Origin of the sequence: Streptomyces sp. NPDC091371 (genome assembly GCF_040684275.1) — a bacterium.
Classification (GTDB): domain Bacteria; phylum Actinomycetota; class Actinomycetes; order Streptomycetales; family Streptomycetaceae; genus Streptomyces.
The window spans coordinates 21195-39354 of the sequence record NZ_JBFBFP010000038.1 but is presented as its reverse complement, the minus strand read 5'-3'; the positions used below and the strand labels follow the sequence as shown (position 1 = coordinate 39354).

The following is an 18160-nucleotide window of genomic DNA, read 5'->3' as shown; positions in this document are numbered from 1 at the left end:
CCAATCCTTGAGCAAGGTCACTCGAAAGAGCGGTGTTGTCGGCGAGACGCCCGTTTTCGAATACGGGTTCGATAGTCTGGCCGGGAGCGAAGGGGGTGCATCTGCGGTGGTACAGCGCATCGATGTGACAGGGGCCGACGGCGTGCGCCTGGCCGCCTGGGAGTTCCGCGAACCGGCCGCCGGGACGGTCCCCGAGGAGCACTCCCGGCCCGGGGTGCTGTTACTCCACGGTCTGATGGGCCGCGCCTTCCACTGGGCCTCCACCGCCCGCTGGCTCGGCGAACACCGCCGCGTGGTGGCCCTGGACCAGCGCGGCCACGGCCAGAGCGAGCGCCCGCCGACCGGCCCCTCCACGTACACGCGCGAGGCCTTCGTGGCCGACGCCGAGGCCGTCGTCGAGCAGCTCGGCCTCGCCCCCGTGACCCTGATCGGCCACTCCATGGGCGCCCTCACCGCCTGGCAGCTCGCCGCCCGCCGCCCGGACCTCGTCGAAGCCCTGGTCATCTGCGACATGCGCGCCTCGGCCCTCGGCGAAGCCTCCCAGCGGGAGTGGGAGGACTGGTTCACCCGCTGGCCCCTGCCCTTCCCCACGCAGGATGCCGCCCGCCGCTGGTTTGGCGAGGACGACCCCCGCGTGGAACGCCCCGACCCGGGCCGCGGCGCCTTCTTCGCCGAGGTGATGCACCAGGCCCCGGACGGCTGGCGCCCCCTCTTCTCCCGCCGCCAGATGCTGACGGCCCGCGAGACCTGGGTCCACGACGCCCACTGGGAGGAGCTGGCGCAGGTCCGCTGCCCGACCCTGGTGGTCCGCGGCCTCGATGGCGAGCTGGGCCGCGCCGAGGCCCAGGAAATGGTCCGCGTGCTCCCCGCCGGCCGGTACGCCGAAATCCCCGATGCGGGCCACTACCTCCACTACGACCAGCCGGCCGCCTGGCGCGCGGCCCTGGAGCCGTTCCTCGAGGGCGTCAGAGCCGCCGCGCCCTGACGGCGGTCAGGGGCCGACGAGGGCCTGTCAGGGCTCTGTCAGCGAGCTGTTCGGGTGCTGTCAGGCGGTGGCGTCATGGTGACGTCGTCGCCCAGCAGGAACCCCGAAACGAGGCCCCCGATGAACGCCACGACCGCCGCCCTCCAGATCCTGATCGCACTCGCCTTCCTGAGCATCCCGCTCGTCCGCAGCCGCTACGGGGCCCGCGCCCAGGCTTCCGTCGAGGCCGAGTTGGCCCGGCAGGGCGTGCGGACCACGGTCATGGCCGAGAACGGGATGCGCGTCGACGCGGGCGGTCACGAGACCTGGGCGCCGGTCGGCATCGCCTCCGCCCTGACCCTCTCGGCCGTGGTCACCTTCGCCGGGCTGGGCTGGAGCGGGACCCTCGCGTGGATCGTCCAGCCGCTCGTCCTGCTTGTGAACTGCGTGATCCTCTACAGCAACCTGACCGCCGTGCCCTCCGTGACGGCCGCCTTCGCGAAGTCCGGTGACCCCGAACTGGCCCGCATCGACGTCAAGTCCATGCTCGGCGCCGCGGAGCGGGGCTTCCCCCGCTGGGTCATGCCCTACCTGCAGAACCTCCGCCACGTCGTCGTCTTCGCCGGCTCCCTCGCCGTCCTCGCCCTGCTCGCCGCCAACTAGTGCTGTGGCCGGAAAGGTTTGCCGGGTCGCGGTGTCCGGTGCGGTGCATCGCAAGGCGGAGGGCCGCGCCTCGTACTGGACGTACTTGCGCGGCCCGACAACGCAGCGAGGTGCCGTGCCGGGCGCCGTGACCCGGTGAACCTTTCCGGCCACAGCACTAGCCGGCCCTCATCCGGTGACGGTCAGCACGATCTTGCCGGTGGTGCGGCGGCTGTCGGAGAGCCCGTGGGCCTTGCCCGCGAGCTCCAGCGGCAGGACGGTGTCGATCTCCGGCCGCAGCAGCCCCGCCTCCGCCAGGGCCGCGACCTCCCGCAGCCCCGCCTGGTCGGCCTCCACCGCCATGAAGCCGGCGCGCAGCCCCAACGGGCCCGCCTCCCGCGCCAGGTACGCCTCGGCCGGCGAGGCGAGCGAGACCAGCATGCCGCCGGGGCGCAGGGCGCGCAGCGAGCGCGGCCCGTACTCCCCGCCGATGGTGTCGAGTACGACGTCCACCGGGTCGATCGCCGTCTCGAACGCGGCCTCGGTGTAGTCCACGAGCTCGTCCGCCCCGAGGCCGCGCAGCACCTCGTGCTTGGCGGCGCGCGCGGTGCCGATGACATGGGCGCCCCGCGCCTTGGCGATCTGCACGGCGAGGTGCCCGACCCCGCCCGCCGCCGCGTGGACCAGCACGCGCTGCCCGGGACGTACGCCGGCGGTGTCCACCAGGGCCTGCCAGGCGGTCATCGCCGCCAGCGGCAGCGCGGCCGCCTGTACGTGGCTCAGTGCGGCGGGCTTGCGGACCAGGTGCCGGGCGGGGGAGGTGGCGTACTCCGCGTACGTGCCCGCCGGAAGCGGGTGGCGCGGCATGCCGAACACCTCGTCGCCGGGCGCGAGGGTGGTGACCCCGATGCCGACGGCCTCGACCACGCCGGAGAGGTCCCAGCCCAGCCGGATCACCTTCCCGCCGAGGCCGCCGGAGGCCCGGTGCCAGGAGTCGGTCGGGTTCACGCCGGCCGCGTGGACCCGTACGAGGACCTCCGCGACCCCGGGCTCCGGACGCTCGGCCTCGACCACCTTGAGCACCTCGGGACCGCCGAACCCGTCCTGGCCGATCGCCCGCATGGTCCGCATGGTCTGCGCCATCGTCATTCCCCCTGCTCGGTGGGCCCCTTGGCGGCCCGGCGGGACCAAGATTTCCGCACGGGGAAGACCGGAACGAGTGGCAAGAATGCCAGCATGTGAAAGGATCTTGCCATGCGTGCCGTGCACCGTGTCGTCGTCCTGGCCCTCGAAGGCGTGTACCCCTTCGAGCTGAGCATCCCCGCGAAGATCTTCGGATCGGCCGCCGGACCCGACGGCGCACCCCTCTACGAGGTCACCACGTGCAGCCTCGACGGCCGCCCGGTGACCACCGGCAGCGACTTCACCATCGCCGTCTCCCGCGGCAGCGAGGCCCTGCGCACCGCGGACACCCTCGTCATCCCGCCGTTCACCTGCGACTCCGACGACGCCCGCGACTGGCTGCCCGGCGACCTGGCGGGCGCCCTCGCCCTTTTGCCGGAGACCGCCCGCATCGTCTCGATCTGCTCGGCCTCCTACGTACTCGCCGCCGCGGGGCTCCTCGACGGCCGCCGCGCCACCACGCACTGGAAGCAGGCCGCGCAGTTCCAGCGGATGTTCCCGCAGGTCGAGGTCGACGCGGACGTGCTCTTCGTCGAGGACGGCCGGGTGTTCACGGCGGCCGGGGTCGCCGCCGGGGTGGACCTGTGCCTGCACCTGCTGCGCCTCGACCACGGCAGCGAGACCGCCAACCGGGTGGCACGGCTGTGCGTGGTCCCGCCGTGGCGGGAGGGCGGGCAGGCCCAGTACATCGAGCGGCCCATGCCGGAGCCTGAGGCCGCCACCACCGCCGCGACCCGCGCCTGGGCCCTGGGGCAGCTCCACCGGCCGCTGCCCCTCGCGGAGTTGGCTCAGCACGCGCGGATGAGCGTACGGACCTTCTGCCGGCGCTTCCGGGAGGAGGTCGGGATGCCGCCGGGGCAGTGGCTGGCGCAGCGGCGCGTGGACCACGCGCGGCGGCTGCTGGAGACCACCGGCCTGCCGGTCGACCAGGTCGCCGCCCAGGCGGGCTTCGGTACGGCGGTCTCCCTGCGCCAGCACCTCTCGGCGGCCATCGGGGTCTCCCCGACGGCCTACCGGCGGGCCTTCGCGAACGTCCCGGGACGACGGACGCCCTAGGGCCTGTCCGACCCTGATCCGCCGGACAGGCCCTAGGCCTCGATGCGCACCCAGGTCCGGCCCGCGCGGAGCCACAGGGTGCCGTCGCGGCCCTGACCGCACCGCATGACCACCCGCCCGGGCACGCGGACCCGCTCCCGGCCGGTTTCCACGCACGTGTCGCCGACCAGCTCCGCGCGGGTGACGGTGACCGTGCGCTTGTAGTGGTCGCGGCTGGTCAGGACCACGCGTGTGCCGCGTACGGCGAACCCGTCCGGATCCCTCACCGGGCTGCGGTAGCTGGTCACTTCGCCGGTGGACGGAGTGATTCGGGTGAGGAAGGTGCCCTTGGGGCTGTACCAGACAAGCCACACCGAGTCGCCTTCCGTGGCGGCCGTGCAGCCTTCCAGCGGCCAGTCGGGAAGCCGTCCGGCCGGCGCCCAGTCGGCGACGCCTTCGCTGTTCCAGCCCGCCAGTCCGGCGCCGGACTCCGGGTGGCCGCCGTAGATGCCCTCGTCGCCGTAGGCGATCCAGATGCCGCCGCTGCGGTCGGTGACCAGGGCCTGGATGTCGTCACCGAGGCAGAGGGAGTGCTCCGGCCGGCCGTCGGGGGAGTACACGACGGCGTTCCGCTGCCAGGCTCCCTCCGCGTCCGGGAAGGTACGGCCCGATGTGAGGAGGAAGCGGGAGCCGGGGAGCAGGGCGAGGTGGCTGGGCCGCGTGCCGATGCCTTCGACCGGGACGCGCCGCTGCGCCTCGCCGGAGGCGATGACCAACTCGCCGTCGAACGGGGTCCCGGCGCGCCGGCCGATCCAGCCGCGGGGGTACTTGTCGCGGCTCAGGTGCCGGCGCTGGACCAGCATCACGGCGAGTTCGCCGTCGGGGCCCACGGTCCACCACAGGGCACGCCACCCCGCCTGGTGTTCTTCGGGGGACAGCCGCCACGCGACGGGCAGGTCGTCGATCGTCATGGGCATTCGCCTTCGGGACTCCGGGGGCCTGCGCCGCCCGAAGATCCCCACGTTACCGGCCGGTCCCGCCGCCCGGAGCCCCGGCTCCGGGCGGCGGGACGGGGCATCAGCCCTTGCTGACCGCCAGCAGGATCTCCGGCAGCTTGTGCGCCACCGTCGGCGCCGCCAGCCGCAGGCCCGCCCAGCCGACGAGGGCTCCCCAGGCCGTGCCCGCCGGGAGCAGGAGCCAGCCGAGGGACGGCTGGTCCGTCACGGCGATCCAGATCGTCGCCGCGATCACCGGGGAGGAGATCAGCGCCGAGGCGGCCAGCCCGGCGAAGATGCCGCTCCAGGCGAGCCCGCCCTGCCCCGGGGCGACGTTCTTGAAGGCGCCGTCCGTCGGGATCGAGTACGGGAACCGCGCCGAGGCCAGGGCGCCGGTGCACAGCATCGCGCCCAGCAGGGCCAGCGCCAGCCCCAGGGCGGCCGGGAAGCCGTTCCAGTTGCCGACCAGGGCGGCCGTGACCACCGCGACGAAGACCGTGTACGGGACGGTGACGAGGGCCAGCGCGCCGGCCCGGGCGCGCAGCTCCACGTACGCGTCGCGCGGGGTGGAGATGGTCTGCGCGACCATCCAGAAGGCGGAGGTGTCCTGCCCGAACTGGTTGTACATCTGGACGCCCAGCATGCCCGCGCCGAAGCAGGCGAGGTAGACGGAGCCGGTGCCCTGGAGGGCGTTGAAGACCGGGACGATCAGGCCGATCGCCAGCGCGGTCACCCAGGCGGACTTCGTCTTCGGGTCCCGTACGACGTAGCGCAGGGTGCGCTGCATGGCCGCGCCCGTGCGCCCGCCCGGGAGGAGCGACCAGAGGCCCGCTCCCGTGCCGCGGTCCTTCTCGGGCTTGGCGGCCGCGATGGTCGAGCCGTCCGGGGTGACCATCAGCTTGGTCAGGCTGCGCTCCCAGAACCACAGCAGTCCGGCCAGCGCCGCCAGCGTCAGGGCGAGTTGGGCCGCCGCGACGCCGTACGAGCCCTCGCTCGCGGAGTCCACCATGCCGATGGCCGTCGCGGGGGGCAGCCACCGCACGACCGCCTCCACCGGCTCCAGCTGGCTCAGGCCGCCCGACTGGAACAGGCGCTGGCTGGCGAAGTTGGCCAGCTGCGCGCCCAGCGCGATCAGCAGGCCGCTCAGCAGCGCCAGGTCGCGCCCCTTGCGGCTGGTCAGCAGCCGCACGTTCGCCGTGGCCACCGCGCGGGCCAGCGCCACGCACCCGACGATCAGCAGGGGGACCGCCGGCACGGCGGCCGCGATGCCCGCGCCGCCGCGTGCGACCGCCACCACCGAGCCGATGGCCAGGCACAGCGTGAACAGCGGTCCTATGCCGACGAGCGAGGAGGCGAGCAGGGCCCCTACGAGGGGACGCGGGCGCAGCGGCAGCATGACCAGCCGGCTCGGGTCGAGGGTCTCGTCGCCGGTCGGGAAGAAGAGCGGCATGACGGACCAGGAGAGCGCCAGGATCGCGGCCAGCAGGACGACGACCGTGCCGGCGTGGGCGTGGCCGCGGAGCAGGGCCAGGCCGAGCGTGACGAAGAAGCCGACCACGAGGGTGAAGGCCAGCGTGCCGAACCAGGCGGCCTTGCGCTTCGAGTTCCCCTTCAGCCCGTTGCGCAGCAGCGACAGCTTGAGCCGGATGAAGATCGGGGTCAGTGGGACCGGAGCGGCAGGCGCGGCGGGAGCGGTGGACGCGGTGGACGTGACGGGTGCGGCGGTGGCGGTCATCGCGCTGCCGTCCCGGAGCCGCCGCCGAGCCAGTCCAGCGAGTCCCCGGCCGCGTCGCGCCCGTGCGCGCCGACGAGTTCGAGGAAGGCGGCCTGGAGGGAGGGCGCGGAGCCCCGTACGTCGGCCAGCGGGCCCGCGGCGCGGATCCGGCCGGCGGCCATCACGGCCACCCAGTCGCACAGAGACTCGACGAGCTCCATGACGTGGGAGGAGAACACGACCGTGGCGCCGGACGAGGTGTAACGTTCCAGCACCCTTCGGATGGTCTGCGCCGACACCGGGTCGACACCTTCGAACGGCTCGTCCAGGAACAGCACTTCGGGGTTGTGCAGCAGGGCGGCCGCCAGGCCGATCTTCTTCCGCATGCCCGTCGAGTAGTCCACGACCAGCTTGTGCTGCGAGCCCGCGAGGTCGAGGACCTCCAGCAGCTGCGTCGCCCGCTTGTCGGTCTCCTCGCCCGGCAGGCCGCGCAAGCGGCCCATGTAGCCGAGCAGTTCACGCCCCGACAGCCGCTCGAAGAGCCGCAGCCCCTCGGGCAGGACGCCGATCCGCGACTTCACCTCGGCCGGGTCCGCCCACACGTCGAGGCCGGCGACGAGAACCCGCCCCATGTCCGGGCGCAGCAGCCCGGTCACCATCGACAGCGTCGTCGTCTTGCCCGCGCCGTTGGGGCCGACGAGACCGATGAACTTGCCCGCGGGCAGCTCCAGATCGACGCCGGCGACGGCCACCTGGTCCCCGAACCGCTTCCACAGACCTTCCACCCGCACGGCGGACGGCGCGGATCGCGCGCCGTCCGTCCCGTACGTCCCACCCGTCGCAACTGCCTGGTCCGGCATGTGCGCCTGCCTCTCTCCACGTCCCCGTTTGGTCGTACTGGTCGTACTGGTCGTTCTTTCCTCACCATAGGAGGAGGGGGAGAGGCGTGAGCAGTTACGTATGTCATGAGTTCCCGCGATGGGACCGCCCGCCCGGCGGCTATCCCTGGCGGCGCTTGCGTTCCGCCGCCGCCTCGCTGCCGCAGGCGTACGCCAGGGCGTCGATCAGCTCCTCCGTGTCCGGCAGCCACCGGTTCGCCGGCGTGGGCCGCCGCGCCCACTGCACCGAGCCCCGGCCGCCGAACCGGGTGGGCGGCGCGGCCACGTACTCGCCCTCGCCCCGCGCGACCAGGTCCAGCCCCGACGGCGACCAGCCCGACTTGCGCACCAGGTCGGCCACCTTCGCGCCCGCGCCCGGCAGTACGAAGAACAGCATCCGGTGGTCGGGCGTCAGGGTGACCGGCCCGATGTTGCGCTGCATCCGGTCCAGCCGCGCCAGCGCCAGGAACCCGGCCGAGTCCGGCACGTCCAGCGCGTCGAAGGTCCGGCCCGTCGGCATCAGGATCGAGGCCTCCGGGTGCCTCGCCCAGATCCGCCGGACCTGCACCGCGCTCCCGGTGGCCTGCGCCGCCCAGTCCTTCACCGCGGGGTGCGCGCCGGGCGCCACGCAGTCCGCCGCCCCGCAGGAGCACAGCTCCCGGCCGTCCCCGGGCTCCAGCCAGGTGCCGGCGAAGACATCCCAGTGCCGTTCTTCCGCGTACCGCACGGCATGGTCCAGCAGCTGCTCGCCGCGCTGCTTGGGGATGGGTGCGGTCTCCGTGACTCCGATGGTCTCTTCCACGCCCATCACAACTGCCCGGGTCACCCGGGGTTACGGGCGTAAACCAGCCGGTGGGCGGAGCATCGATCCTGCATACGGGGCGCACCGATGCACGCGTGGGGGCGCGTGGGAGCCCGGGGCGCCGGAGTTGGGTAGCGACACGACGCAGAGCGGAAGATTCTCCGCACATCAGGCGGGAAGTGATCATTCCAACGATCACCCGCGGCCTCAGGGGGTTTTCATGGCAGCCAGGCCTCTCGTCGCCCGCCAGCCGAACGAACGGCTGCAGGCGCTCATCCAGGAAGCCGGGTGCTCCAACGCCGGGCTCGCCCGGCGGGTCAACATGTGCGGGGCCGAACACGGCCTCGACCTCCGCTACGACAAGACCTCCGTGGCCCGCTGGCTGCGCGGCCAGCAGCCACGGGGCCGGGCCCCGGGGATCATCGCGGAGGCGATCGGGCGCAAACTCGGCCGCACCGTCACCATCGACGAGATCGGCATGGCCAACGGCAAGAACCTCGCCTCGGGCGTCGGCCTGCAGTTCTCCCCGACCGTCATCGGCGCGATCGAGCAGGTCAGCGAGCTGTGGCGGAGCGACGTCGGCCGCCGCGACTTCCTGGCCGGCTCCAGCGTGGCCGCCTCCGCGCTGGTCGAGCCGAGCCGCGACTGGCTGATCACCGGCGCCGATACGCAAGTGGCCCGCACCGGCGGCTCACGCGTCGGCATGTCCGACGTCGAGGCCGTACGGGCCACCACTGAGGCCCTCAAGGACCTCGACCACCGCTTCGGCAGCGGGCACGTGCGGCCCGTGGTGGTGCACTACCTCAACTCCGTGGTCTCCGGCCTGATCGGCGGCTCCTACCGGGAGCCGGTGGGCCGGGCCCTGTTCGCGGCGGTGGCGCGGCTGACCGAACTCGCCGGCTACATGGCGGTCGACACCGGCCAGCCCGGACTGGCCCAGCGCTACTACATCCAGGCCCTGCGCCTGGCCCAGGCGGCCGGGGACCGCGCCTACGGCGGCTACGTCCTGGCCGCGTCCATGAGCCACCTCGCCGCCGAGCTGGGCAACCCGAGGGAGATCGCCCAGCTCGCGCGGGCCGCCCAGGAGGGCACCCGCGGGCAGGTCACCCCGCGGGTGGAGGCCATGTTCTACGCCGCCGAGGCCCGCGGGCACGCGCTGCTGGGGGACTCCCGGGCGACGGCGGTGCTGTCCTCGCGGGCGGTGACCGCGCTGGAGCGGGCCGAGCCGGAGTCCGGCGACGACCCGGTGTGGATCGGCCACTTCGACCGGGCGTACCTCGCCGACGAGCTGGCGCACTGCCACCGGGACCTGGGGCAGGGCGACGCGGCGGTCAAGCGCGCCGAGGAGGCGCTGCGGGGCTTGCCGGCCGGCAAGGCCCGCCGCCGCGCCATCGGGATGCTGCTGCTGGCGGCGGCGCGGGTGCAGCAGCGCGAGGTGGAGGAGGCGTGCCGGACGGCCGGGGAGGCAGCGGACCTCCTGGCGGGGCTCCGCTCGAACCGGGGCGCGGAGTACCTGGAGGACTTCCGGGCGCGCCTGGACCCGTACCGCGACGAGGCCCCGGCCCGGGCCTTCACGGCGAAGCTGGACTCCGCGGCCCGGGTCGCCTAGCCGGGAGCCTCGCGGCGGGCCGGGCGGTGCGGGCGTGCGGGCCGCCGTGCCGTGCGGGCCGGCCGCCGGGGCTCCGCCCGGGGGTTCGGGGGCGGAGCCCCCCGCAGCGGCGGCGCGCGTGGGAGGCGGCGGACCGGCTGTGGCCGGATGGGGCTGCCGGGGGTGTGGGGGGACCGGGTAGCGTGGCCTGACGGTTGCGCAGGTTTCCGGCACGTCGGAGAAGGAGTCCCGGTGACGCAGAACGGACAAGGGAGCGCCCCCCAGCCGGGTGCCCCGTGGGGTCCGGACCCGTCCGGGTACCCGGCGTACCCGGCGCAGGAGCCGGGCGGGCCCGCGTACGGCTATCCGCAGGCCTATCCCGACCCGCAGGCCGCGCCCGGGCACGTCGTGGGGCCCGGGTACGAGGGGCCGGGCGATCCGCACGGCTACGGCTATCCGCCGCTGCCGGAGGCCGCCACCCAGTACATCCCGCCCGTACCGGCCGCTCCCGCGCACGAGGAGGCGGCGACGCAGTTCATCCCGCCGGTGCCCGCGGCCCCCGCGCACGAAGAGGCCGCGACCCAGTTCATACCGCCCGTGCCGGCGGCCCCGGTCTCCGCCACCGACGGGTTCGACGGGCTGTTCCGCGGCGAGGACGCCGGGCACACCCAGCAGCTGCCGCCGATCCAGGAGCCGGTGCTGCGCCGCCCGCCGCAGCGGCCCTATCCGCCGCAGCGGCAGCAGCAGTACCAGCAGCCCCACTACCAGCAGCCCCAGCCGCAGTACGCCCCGCCGCCCCCGCCGGAGGAGGGCCGCAAGCTGTCGCCCGGGATCATCGCCGCCGTGGTCATCGGCCTGGTGGTCGTCGGCCTCGGCGTCGGCTCGCTGCTCGGCAACGGCAAGCCGCAGAACAACGACCCCGGCGCGGTGGTCCCCGCCGCCACCGCCGGAGGCTCGACGGCGCCCGGCGAGGCCCCCGTCGACGCGGGCCGCCCGCAGGCCGTCCAGCTGGACAAGCTCCTCGCGGACAGCAACGACAGCCGGGCCTCGGTGATCAAGGCCGTGGAGGACATCAAGGGCTGCAAGAACCTCGACCAGGCCGCCTCCGACCTGCGCGACGCGGCCCGCCAGCGCGAGGAACTGATCACCCGCCTCCAGGAGCTGAAGGTGGACAAGCTCCCGGACAACGCCCGCCTGACCGCCGCCCTCACCAAGGCCTGGCAGGCCTCCGCGGACGCCGACAACAGCTACGCGGCGTGGGCGGACGACGTCGACGACGACAAGTGCAAGGAAGGCAAGGCCAAGAACTCGTCCAACGCCGCCGACGGCAACAGGTCGAGCGGCGAGGCGACGAAGGCCAAGGAGCAGGCCGCGACCCTGTGGAACACGATCGCGGCCAAGTACGGGCTCACCAAGCGCGACAAGTCCCAGCTGTAGGGAGTGGCTACGCGGCGCGGGGAGCCTGTTCCAGGGTCGGGGTCATGTCCAGGGACTGCTCTCCGGGCTGCGCCACGAGGCGGCCGGACCGGACGATCTGGAAGGTGACCCGGCCGTTGACGATGCGCGGGAAGCCGGCCACGGCGCGCATGTCCTGGTAGCGCCAGCTCAGGTCGGGGGTGAGGCCGCCGGTCTTGACGGCCTGCGCCTGGTTCAGCGCGCGGGAGATCTTGCGCGCGCTGATGTCGTCGTCCTCCTTGATGCCCTTGATGATCTCGCCCAGCACCGTGTACGCGATCCAGGTGGTCTGCGCCCCGCTGTCGTCGGCGTCGACGGTGTCGTCGCCGAAGGCGTAGTCGTTGATCACCTTCCGCATCGGGTCCCAGAGGGGATCGCCGGCCACCGGGTACCAGCTGGTGATGTACGCGCCCTCGAACGGGCTCTCCTTGCCGCCGGTCCGGTCGACCAGGGACTGGCTGACACTGCCCAGGACCGAGGAGATCTGCGGCTTCTTGCGCTGGGGGTCGGTGCGGCGGAAGGCGTCGAAGAACGTCTCGGTGCGCTCGCCGAGGACGGCCGTCACACAGCCGTTGTTCTTGTCCTTGTCCTTGCCGGTTCCGGTGGTGTGGGCGAGGGCCTCGCGGGCCTGCGGGACGAAGTCGGCGGAGTCCTCGGCGGCCCGGATGTCGGAGGCGTCGGCCATCTGGTTGGCCCGCAGACCGGCGTTGAGCAGCACCGGCAGGGTGTCGCCGACGAGGGTGTCGGGGCGGACGAGGGCGACCTTCTCGCAGGCGCGGCCCAGCTGGTGGCCGGCGCCGGCGATGAGGACGGGCTGGCCGCCGTTGACGGGGTAGGAGAGCGTGGACTGGAACTCCTCGGAGGAGACCCCGTACCCGCCGATGAAGGGGATGCCCTCCACCTCCAGCGGGGCCATGAAGGCGCGTCCGTGCTGGCTGTAGGAGCCGACGACGGCGACGGCCTTCTCCTTGACGGCCTTGCGGGCGCACTCGGCGGCGCCGCTCGCGGTGTTCTTCTCGTTGCAGGTCAGGACGCGGAGCTTGCGGCCGTTGATACCGCCCTTGGCGTTGACCCAGCGCTCGTACGCCTTGGCCATGCCGGTCATTCCGGGCATGTTGGTCGCCTTGGTGTCCTCCGGCGCGAAGGTCATGACGGTGATGGTGTCCCCGGAGCCCCCCGAGCCACCCGGGATCACCCCGCACCCGGCGACGAGGCACGCACCCATCGCCGTGGCCGCGAAGGTGCGGGAGAGGGATACAGCGCGTCGCGAGATGGTCATGTCCATGCACCATTCCGCCCCGGAGGTAACTCGCGAGTGAGATGGACACAACATCGGGTGACGCCGAGGTGAATTACAGGGGTGTCGTCCCGCGCATGCGCTTCAAGATCGCACTCAACGGGAACGTACGATCGAAAGCGTGACATTCGCCCAAGGTCCGAAGAACCCTTCCCGCCGAGGCGGCCGCTCCTCCACCATGGGCGGCATGCCCCTCAACGACATGCCGTGGTGGCGCTGGCGCTGCAACGTGCGCTCGGCGCTGCACATGCTCTCCGATCCGGCCTTCCACGAGGACACCTGGCTCACCGGCGCCGAAGGGTACGGGGACGTCACCGACGCCGTGTACCGGCTCGTCGAGGACACCTGGCTCGACAGCTGGTCCGCCGAGAAGTACGTCGGCACGATCTTCCGCGACTCGCAGGAGGCGGCCCTGGTCGACCTCGCCGTGCTGCGCGTGCTCCGGATCATGCACCAGGTCGGCCCCGACGCCCCCGTCTCCGCCTACCTGGAGCACCACGCCTGGCCCGAGGCCGTGCGCGCCGCGCGCGAGGCCCACGTACGACTGGCCGCGGCGGACGGGGACGACCCGGACGTACGGCCGACATCGATAGAGATACTGAAGATCCTCACGCGCGCGGTGTGAAAGGCTGTGCGGTCATGAGCGACCCGCACACCGAGCCCCAGGCCGAGGCCGCGGCCAAGGCCCGCACCGAGCCCCTGCCCCAGTACGTTCTGACCGTGTCCTGCCCCGACAAACAGGGCATCGTGCACGCCGTGTCGAGCTACCTGTTCATGACCGGCTGCAACATCGTGGACAGCCAGCAGTTCGGAGACCGGGAGACCGGGCTCTTCTTCATGCGGGTGCACTTCGAGGCCGAGCCCGAGGTGACGGTCGACAAGCTGCGCGCGAGCTTCGCCGCGATCGGCGACTCGTTCAGGATGGACTGGCAGATCCACCGCTCCGAGGAGCGCATGCGGATCATCCTGATGGTGTCGAAGTTCGGCCACTGCCTGAACGACCTTCTGTTCCGCGCACGGATCGGGGCCCTGCCGATCGAGATCGCGGCCGTGGTCTCCAACCACACCGACTTCGCCGAGCTCGTGGCCTCGTACGACGTGCCGTTCGTGCACATCCCGGTGACGAAGGACACGAAGGCGGCGGCGGAGGCCCAGCTGCTGGAACTCGTCCGGGCCGAGAACGTCGAGCTGGTGGTGCTCGCGCGCTACATGCAGGTGCTGTCGGACACCCTGTGCAAGGAGCTGAGCGGGCGGATCATCAACATCCACCACTCGTTCCTGCCGAGCTTCAAGGGCGCGAAGCCGTACCACCAGGCGCACGCGCGCGGCGTGAAGCTGATCGGCGCGACCGCGCACTACGTGACGGCCGACCTCGACGAGGGGCCGATCATCGAGCAGGAGGTCGAGCGGGTGGGCCACGACGTGACCCCCGACCAGCTGGTCGCGATCGGCCGCGACGTGGAGTGCCAGGCGCTCGCCCGCGCGGTGAAGTGGCACAGCGAACACCGCGTCCTGCTGAACGGCTCCCGCACGGTGGTCTTCGCGTAGGCCCGCTGGGGCTCCGCCCGGGGCAAACCCGGCCCTTCCGGCTGAGAGGTGTCCCGAGTCCCCCATCGGGCCCCGCCGGGGGCAGAATCAGCCCCTCCGGCGTTTGAGGAGCGGGGTCCGGGGCAGCGCCCCGGCAGCCGGTCCGCACGGACCCCGCGACCTCGGCCCCGGCGCGACCTCGGCCCCGGTGCGACCTCGGCCCCGGCGCGGCCCCGGCCCCGGCGCGGCCCCGGCGCGGCCCCGCCAAGCCCCCGCGGCCGGCCGTCAGGCGTCCGGCGCCTCCACGCCGCAGTACGCCGCGAACGCCGTCAGGATGTCGTCCTCCGCGAGCCGGCCGTCCCCGTCCGGGTCCAGGGCCGCCGCCACCTGGGCGGCCAGCTCGGGCGCGGTGCCGAGCACCCGCAGCACCCGCTCGGCCGCCGCCGGCGTGGCGCCGGCCCCGTCCTCGTCCGCCACCGCGATCACCGCCCGCAGGAACGGCCGCGCGATCTCCGCGAACCGCTCCGGGCTGTCCCGCAGCCGCTTCGCCGCCCCGGTGATGAACTCCTCGCGGGACACCCGCTGGTCCCCGTCGACGTCCGCGATGCCCGCCATCCCCTGCCAGAACGCCTCGGCGCCCGCGAAGACGGCCTGGCCCTTGTCCGACCGGGCGGTGGTACCGAATTCGGCCAGGACGGCCTTCGCGGCAGCGCTGAAGTCCTCCCGGTCGATATAGCCGGACCCGTCCTGGTCGAAGGTGGCGAATCGGGCGGCGATCTTGCGCTCGTATTCTGCGCTGTCCATATTCGGCGTTCCGCCTTCACGTGTGCGGTGGGTTCAGATCAAGACAGGACAGGAGCGTAAGGCCTACGTGGCCTGCGCGTTAAGCGAAGCGGTCAAGGAGGTGGCGGCGTCGAACCCGCGCACGGGGAGCGCGGTGGGGCGCGTACGCCTGTGCCCATGTGCCGCCACCCGTCGCACTGTTCACCACCGTTCACACCCGGCCACGGCTCTATCACGGAGGGCATCCTTCCAGGGCGAGGTTCTCCCAAAACGGGCGCGAACCGCTCCGTGCCCACTACATTCGACGGGTCGACACACGGCCAGGCCACGGCTGGGGGCACTTATGCCGAAGGACGTACCACCGCGCTGGGACCGCCGCATGCAGCAGCGCCTCGCACGCGGCGAGGCAGCCGCGCTCGGAGAGCTGTACGACCGCTTCGCCTCGCTCGTGCACAGCCTGGCGAACCGGGTGCTGGGCGACGAACAGGCGGCGGACCGCATCACGCGCGAGGTGTTCGGCTACATCTGGGAGAACCCGGACGCCTACGACCCCAAGCAGGGCTCCATGCGTTCCTGGGTCGCCAGGATCACCCAGGGGCAGGCGGTGGCCAGACTGCGCCAGGCCGAACTGGGCCGGGGCTCGCGGGAGGAGCTGGAGCAGAAGGTGCGCAGCGCCAACGCCGCCGCCCGCGCGGACTACATCGTGACCTCCATGCCCGCACCGCTGCGCGCCGCGCTCGAACTCGCGTACTTCAAGCGGCGCGACTACCGGCAGGCCGCCGCCGACCTCCAGATCAGCGAGGACGAGGCGCGCCGCCGGCTGCGCCTCGGCCTCCAGCTGCTGTCGACCGCCAACGCCCTCCCGCAGGACGACACGGCCGGCCCGTCCGGATACGGCCCGAGCGAATACGGAACCTCCCGATGAACGGCCCCCCGGAACCGCCCGACGACGCATACGACGGCCACGGTGCACAGGAGCGACCCGGCGGCGGGACGCGGATACCGGGACCCCGCGGAGCCGCCGACGACCTGGACCCGCGGCACGCGCCCGAGCCCCTCCCGCAGCCGCCGCCCTCGCACGCCGTACTGAAGTCCCTGCTCGGTGCGTGGGCGCTGGCCGTGTGCTCCTCCGAGGAGACGCAGGCCGTCGAGGACCACCTCACCGAGTGCGCGCCCTGCGCGGACGAGGCACTGCGGCTGCGCGACGCGGTCGGGCTGCTGCACCCGGAGGAGAACCTCGACCTCAAGCCACTGCTGCGCTCGCGGGTGCTGGAGGACTGCCTGGGCAAGCGGCCGGCCCGCATCCCGGTGCCGGTGTGGGCGGGCCCGTACGACACCGAGACCGCGCGGCTGGACGCACTGCTCCAGGACTTCGGGGACTCGGAATGGCACACCCCGGTACGCCTGAAGTGGTTCGAGGAGGAACGCCGGCGGACGCGGCGGACCACGGTGGCGGGGGTGATCGGCCACCTGCTGACGGACGACGGGCTGATCGCCGGAGCCCTCGGCCTGGACGACCCGCTCGGCCCGGACGCGCCCACGGGCGGCCCGGCCGCCCGCACCGAGCACTTCTGGAACGCGTCGGCGTACCCGACCACGCGGCACGTCCGCGAGCCGTGGCGGGACCAGGGGCACACGCTGGTGCGCACGGTGTCCTTCGCGGGCCGGGGCGTGGCGGAACTGTCGGTCGACTACGGCTCGTTCGCCCTCCCCCTCGGGGACGCGTTCCTGGAGCGGGCCTTCGAGTGCTGGGTGCACGCGTGGGACATCGCGGAGGCGGTGGACTACCCGTACGAGCCGCCGTCCGGCCCCCACCTCCACCGCATGATCGACCTGGCGGCACGCCTCCTCCCCGGCGCCCTGGCCCACCGCCGCCGCGCCGGCCTGGCGGCCCCGGCGCGCGGCCTGGTCGCGGCGGGCACCCCGGGCCGGACGCTCCACCTGGAGATCGAGGGCGCGGGCGGAGGCGGCTGGGACATCGCCCTGGACTCGCCGGGCGCGAAACCGTCGGCGGAGCACACGGTGGCGGAGATCGCGCTGGACGGCATGGAGTTCTGCCAGCTGGCCGCGGGCCACATCTCCCCGGAGGAAGCGGCGGTAGGCCAGCACGGCGACCGCGAGGCCATCCGCGACGTCCTCTTCGCGGCGGCGTCGCTGAGTCGGCTGTAGGGGGCGGGGGTAGGGGCTTGGGCGCGGGTGGGGCTTGTACGGGCCTACGCGCTTGCGGGGCCTTCACCCCCTCGAGCCCCGCTCCGGGCCGGTGTTTGCCCACCCGCCCCCCGGCATCGGGCGGGGCCGGGCAGTCCTGTGCGGCGGGGGCTTCGGAGTTGGCGGGGTTCGAGCGGGGCGGAATCAGGGAGGTCTTGGGGGTTTCCCGGCAGTCCCATAGTCCTTCCGCGTCGGGCCGGTCCCTCAAGGGCGCTCCTTCGTCGCGTCGCTTCGCGATGGCCTTCGGCCACCCTTGACCGACCGACCCGCCACGGAAAGACAAGAGACTGCCGGGAAACCCCCAAAAGAACGGGCCGGTCCGAGGGGAATGGACGGGCCCGTCAGGGATGTCCGGCCCCCCTCGCGAGGAGGCAGACCCCAGCCCGGGCTCTCTCAAGTCGCTTTCCAGACCGGGCAGGCGGCCAACCTCCCCCCAACCTCGGCCACAGGCCCCTCGGGGGAGGTTGGGCGCTTCAAATCGCTACGCGCTCCTAGATGACGGCGTCTGCAAGCCTCTGGGGCTGGTCATAGCCGCCACAGGTCGCTACGCGCTTTTCTCGTCTCGGCGTCCGCGACCTGTCTGTGGCTGGTCAGAGGCGGGCTCGATGTTGGCGACTGCGGTGGTGAATTCGCGGCCGGACACGCCCCGGACGTACGCCAGCCTTATCCAATGCTCGTGAGCGACGGAGTCGGAGACGTTCTCGTTGATCACGGCCATCAGCTCCCCCTCGGCGCCGGATGCGATGTCACGGACGTGGCGGCGCAGAAGCCGATGGGGGACGTACTCGTAGCGCTCACTCATCGGACGCTCCCTCGAAGGTGTCCAGGAAGCGCTCCCAGCCGACCAGTGCCCGGTCGAGTAGATCCGCGCTGGGTGAGATCGCTGCGGCGACCCCCACCGGGGGTGTGTCCGAGGCGCCCACTGGTTCGGCGGCCGAGGTGTCTACGGGGATCTGACGCATGCGTGCGCCTCCTTGACGTAGCAGGGGAGCGGCCCTCCTGTCACGCCGGGTAGCAGCATGACTACGAAGCTAGTCGCAGGATTTCTGCGAGTCAAGAAAATCTACTACTCGCAGTAGCTCTGCGTATC

General features: G+C 72.9%; 18 protein-coding genes. 9 read left to right on the top strand and 9 right to left on the bottom strand.

The window, feature by feature from the left end; all coding sequences use genetic code 11:
- Window positions 1-106: 106 nt before the first annotated feature.
- Together AB0O21_RS30480 and AB0O21_RS30475 are read left to right on the top strand one after the other, a co-directional pair.
- Window positions 107-985 (top strand): alpha/beta hydrolase, encoded by an 879-nt coding sequence (locus tag AB0O21_RS30480; protein WP_365176077.1) that lies wholly within the window; start codon window positions 107-109, stop codon window positions 983-985.
- A 120-nt stretch (window positions 986-1105) separates the two neighbouring features.
- On the top strand, window positions 1106-1627 hold the full coding sequence (locus AB0O21_RS30475) for a hypothetical protein (RefSeq protein WP_365176076.1): 522 nt from the start codon (window positions 1106-1108) through the stop codon (window positions 1625-1627).
- Window positions 1628-1795: 168 nt separating this feature from the next.
- Here AB0O21_RS30475 and AB0O21_RS30470 read toward each other — a convergent pair whose 3' ends face one another.
- The gene (locus AB0O21_RS30470; RefSeq protein WP_365176075.1) at window positions 1796-2749 is read right to left on the bottom strand and encodes an NADP-dependent oxidoreductase; all 954 of its coding nucleotides are present in this window, start codon (window positions 2747-2749) and stop codon (window positions 1796-1798) included.
- Window positions 2750-2860: 111 nt separating this feature from the next.
- On the opposite strand from AB0O21_RS30470, the gene AB0O21_RS30465 reads away from it, so the two are divergent.
- Complete coding sequence (locus tag AB0O21_RS30465) at window positions 2861-3844, top strand: helix-turn-helix domain-containing protein (protein WP_365176074.1); 984 nt, start codon at window positions 2861-2863, stop codon at window positions 3842-3844.
- Window positions 3845-3876: 32 nt separating this feature from the next.
- On the opposite strand, the gene AB0O21_RS30460 is transcribed toward AB0O21_RS30465, so the two are convergent.
- The 4 genes from AB0O21_RS30460 to AB0O21_RS30445 form a co-directional block, all read right to left on the bottom strand.
- Window positions 3877-4794 carry a hypothetical protein gene (locus tag AB0O21_RS30460; protein ID WP_365176073.1) on the bottom strand — a complete coding sequence of 306 codons (918 nt, stop codon included), beginning with the start codon at window positions 4792-4794 and terminating at the stop codon, window positions 3877-3879.
- Between the two features lie 106 nt (window positions 4795-4900).
- Entirely contained in the window at window positions 4901-6553 is a 1653-nt protein-coding gene (locus AB0O21_RS30455) for a transporter (protein WP_365176072.1), read from the bottom strand.
- On the bottom strand, window positions 6550-7392 hold the full coding sequence (locus AB0O21_RS30450; protein ID WP_365176071.1) for an ABC transporter ATP-binding protein: 843 nt from the start codon (window positions 7390-7392) through the stop codon (window positions 6550-6552). The genes AB0O21_RS30455 and AB0O21_RS30450 overlap by 4 nt, the downstream gene beginning before the upstream one ends.
- Before the next feature lie 139 nt (window positions 7393-7531).
- Window positions 7532-8218 (bottom strand): bifunctional DNA primase/polymerase, encoded by a 687-nt coding sequence (locus tag AB0O21_RS30445; protein ID WP_365176070.1) that lies wholly within the window; start codon window positions 8216-8218, stop codon window positions 7532-7534.
- Between the two features lie 214 nt (window positions 8219-8432).
- Between AB0O21_RS30445 and AB0O21_RS30440 the strand changes: the two genes are divergently transcribed.
- Window positions 8433-9821 carry a transcriptional regulator gene (locus AB0O21_RS30440; RefSeq protein ID WP_365176069.1) on the top strand — a complete coding sequence of 463 codons (1389 nt, stop codon included), beginning with the start codon at window positions 8433-8435 and terminating at the stop codon, window positions 9819-9821.
- Between the two features lie 231 nt (window positions 9822-10052).
- Window positions 10053-11237 carry a hypothetical protein gene (locus AB0O21_RS30435; protein WP_365176068.1) on the top strand — a complete coding sequence of 395 codons (1185 nt, stop codon included), beginning with the start codon at window positions 10053-10055 and terminating at the stop codon, window positions 11235-11237.
- Between the two features lie 7 nt (window positions 11238-11244).
- Here AB0O21_RS30435 and AB0O21_RS30430 read toward each other — a convergent pair whose 3' ends face one another.
- The gene (locus tag AB0O21_RS30430; protein WP_365176067.1) at window positions 11245-12534 is read right to left on the bottom strand and encodes an ABC transporter substrate-binding protein; all 1290 of its coding nucleotides are present in this window, start codon (window positions 12532-12534) and stop codon (window positions 11245-11247) included.
- A gap of 196 nt (window positions 12535-12730) precedes the next feature.
- Between AB0O21_RS30430 and AB0O21_RS30425 the strand changes: the two genes are divergently transcribed.
- Together AB0O21_RS30425 and purU are read left to right on the top strand one after the other, a co-directional pair.
- The gene (locus AB0O21_RS30425; RefSeq protein WP_365176117.1) at window positions 12731-13177 is read left to right on the top strand and encodes a hypothetical protein; all 447 of its coding nucleotides are present in this window, start codon (window positions 12731-12733) and stop codon (window positions 13175-13177) included.
- Between the two features lie 14 nt (window positions 13178-13191).
- Window positions 13192-14100: a formyltetrahydrofolate deformylase gene (purU, locus tag AB0O21_RS30420; RefSeq protein WP_365176066.1), complete on the top strand. Its 909-nt coding sequence runs from the start codon at window positions 13192-13194 to the stop codon at window positions 14098-14100.
- A 264-nt stretch (window positions 14101-14364) separates the two neighbouring features.
- On the opposite strand, the gene AB0O21_RS30415 is transcribed toward purU, so the two are convergent.
- Complete coding sequence (locus AB0O21_RS30415; protein WP_365176065.1) at window positions 14365-14883, bottom strand: EF-hand domain-containing protein; 519 nt, start codon at window positions 14881-14883, stop codon at window positions 14365-14367.
- A gap of 322 nt (window positions 14884-15205) precedes the next feature.
- Between AB0O21_RS30415 and AB0O21_RS30410 the strand changes: the two genes are divergently transcribed.
- Together AB0O21_RS30410 and AB0O21_RS30405 are read left to right on the top strand one after the other, a co-directional pair.
- Window positions 15206-15787, top strand: coding sequence for a sigma-70 family RNA polymerase sigma factor (locus AB0O21_RS30410; protein ID WP_365176064.1), 582 nt, complete (start codon window positions 15206-15208; stop codon window positions 15785-15787).
- Window positions 15784-17031, top strand: a complete 1248-nt coding sequence (locus AB0O21_RS30405; protein WP_365176063.1) for a zf-HC2 domain-containing protein — start codon at window positions 15784-15786, stop codon at window positions 17029-17031. Before AB0O21_RS30410 ends, AB0O21_RS30405 begins: the two co-directional genes overlap by 4 nt.
- 583 nt (window positions 17032-17614) lie before the next feature.
- Here the strand turns inward: AB0O21_RS30405 and AB0O21_RS30400 are convergent.
- Together AB0O21_RS30400 and AB0O21_RS30395 are read right to left on the bottom strand one after the other, a co-directional pair.
- Window positions 17615-17872, bottom strand: coding sequence for a hypothetical protein (locus tag AB0O21_RS30400; protein WP_365176062.1), 258 nt, complete (start codon window positions 17870-17872; stop codon window positions 17615-17617).
- Entirely contained in the window at window positions 17865-18032 is a 168-nt protein-coding gene (locus AB0O21_RS30395) for a hypothetical protein (RefSeq protein ID WP_365176061.1), read from the bottom strand. The genes AB0O21_RS30400 and AB0O21_RS30395 overlap by 8 nt, the downstream gene beginning before the upstream one ends.
- Window positions 18033-18160 lie beyond the last annotated feature (128 nt).